This window comes from Pseudoalteromonas sp. BZA4 (assembly GCF_040104395.1).
Taxonomy (GTDB): domain Bacteria; phylum Pseudomonadota; class Gammaproteobacteria; order Enterobacterales; family Alteromonadaceae; genus Pseudoalteromonas.
Window position 1 is genome coordinate 1 of sequence record NZ_JBECOT010000134.1, and the last position, 1,766, is coordinate 1,766.

Genomic DNA, 1,766 nt, shown 5'->3' on the forward strand with positions numbered 1-1,766 from the left:
ACGAGGGCTTGATTATAGTGAGACCAGTTTGTGATTTTGCTCATTGTTGTTGCACGGGCTAGTAGGATATAGATGATCTGATCACAGGCTGGCAAGATAGTTCAAACTTTTAGGAAACAACGCCCGTTCAATACTAAAAATTCCATGACGATTTACAACATGGCTAAAATCGTTGCTGGTCAATGTTTTAAATAAACTGTCTAGCAAAGTCGCAAACTCTGAAAAGTGCTTATTCACTAAAAAATAAATTGGCTGGGTATAGCGGTATTTTGGATTAATATAAAACTCACCTATATAGAACTGGTTTAATTGGTATGCAGCAATACTTTGCGGTAGTATCACAGCATCAATATTGTCATTTCTCAGTGCATAAAATAGCGTTTTAATTGAGTCAAATGATACAGTTTCAACAAGTTCATTCGTTACAAGCTTTTGCTTAGGATCAGCAAACACCTCTAAATAACCAATTCGTTTAGTTTGGCTTGTTCGTTTAGAGATTAACACCATCTCTAAACTGTAATGAGCAGGCAGTGCTATCAACACCCCCTCATCTATTTTCGTCGGGTTCATGGTCGGAATTAAATCAATTTTATTGGCTAAAAATAGTCGTTCCAACTCTTTCGAATTAGCCGCAGGTATATATTTAAACTGGAAGCCACTACGCTGAGTTAATAGGTCCAGAGTATCGTTGAGGTACCCACTGGCTACACCTAAGTTACTGGTCGCATGAATTGGGTATAAGCCATCTACAAAAGAAAATGTCAGTAAGTAATTATTTTCTTCCTTTTTATCTATTCGGTTAAAATCGCGCTTAAATTGACTATACGCTTTAGCGGCTAAATATTCTTCACTAGCAGAACTTTCCCACAACTGTTTAGTTGTTGGTGAAATAGCGGCTAATACAGAATTAACCTGATTGCGTAATGCTGTTTTGTTTTTATTAAACATTACATGCAAGGTTTCACTCGATAACCAAATTGGGCTTACAACTTTAAGGTTCTCTTGGGAGCGATTCTTTAGTTGGTGAGATAAAACCGAGTAATCACCCATAAACCCATCAAACGAGCCATCCGCTACTTTTTTAAAGGCGTCTTCGGGTTTTATAAAACGATTAATAAATAGCGCACCATTTTCAACTAAGTATTCACAATGTGAGCTACCTGTAATACACACCCAGCGAAGGCTCGCCAAATTTTTTAATGCGTCATTCGCGATGGACTTATTCGCAACTATTCCCCTGGGCGCTTCCATGAAGGGGGTTGAAAATAAGAAATGCTTTTTACGCTGCGAGGTTTTATTTAGGCCAACGGCAAAGTCGATATCACCGGCTTTAAGTGCATCTAATAGCTCGTCTAAGCTGTCATAAACACGGTATTCGAGGTCAGCTTCAGCCAATCGAGCGATTTCATTACTATAGCCAACAATAACGCCAGAAAACTGCCCATCAGCATCCCGGGTGTGGTAAGGAAAAAAGTTATAATTAACGATACCCGCTTTTAGTTGTGTAGCTTTGGCTGTTGGTAAAATAAATACACTTAAAAGTACAGTGTAAAGAATGAGTTGTTTAATCAGAATGATGCCATAATAGCGATTTAACCTTTCCTCATTTTAGCAGCGCAAATAAGTTTCAACAATTTAACTCCCGAATTCAGATAATAAGTGCACCACTCATGGTTAAACGGTGAGAAGAGATCAACTGCCTGTTGGTGGTACTCTATCGTCGCCAAACAAACAGAAGCATTTACCATGAGTTACAAGCAGTTGAT

The 1,766-nt window shown here is 38.4% G+C and carries 1 protein-coding gene; it reads right to left on the reverse strand.

The window, feature by feature from the left end; genetic code table 11:
* Window positions 1-81: 81 nt before the first annotated feature.
* Window positions 82-1,578: a transporter substrate-binding domain-containing protein gene (locus tag ABMY41_RS21700; protein WP_349276254.1), complete on the reverse strand. Its 1,497-nt coding sequence runs from the start codon at window positions 1,576-1,578 to the stop codon at window positions 82-84.
* Window positions 1,579-1,766: the final 188 nt, after the last annotated feature.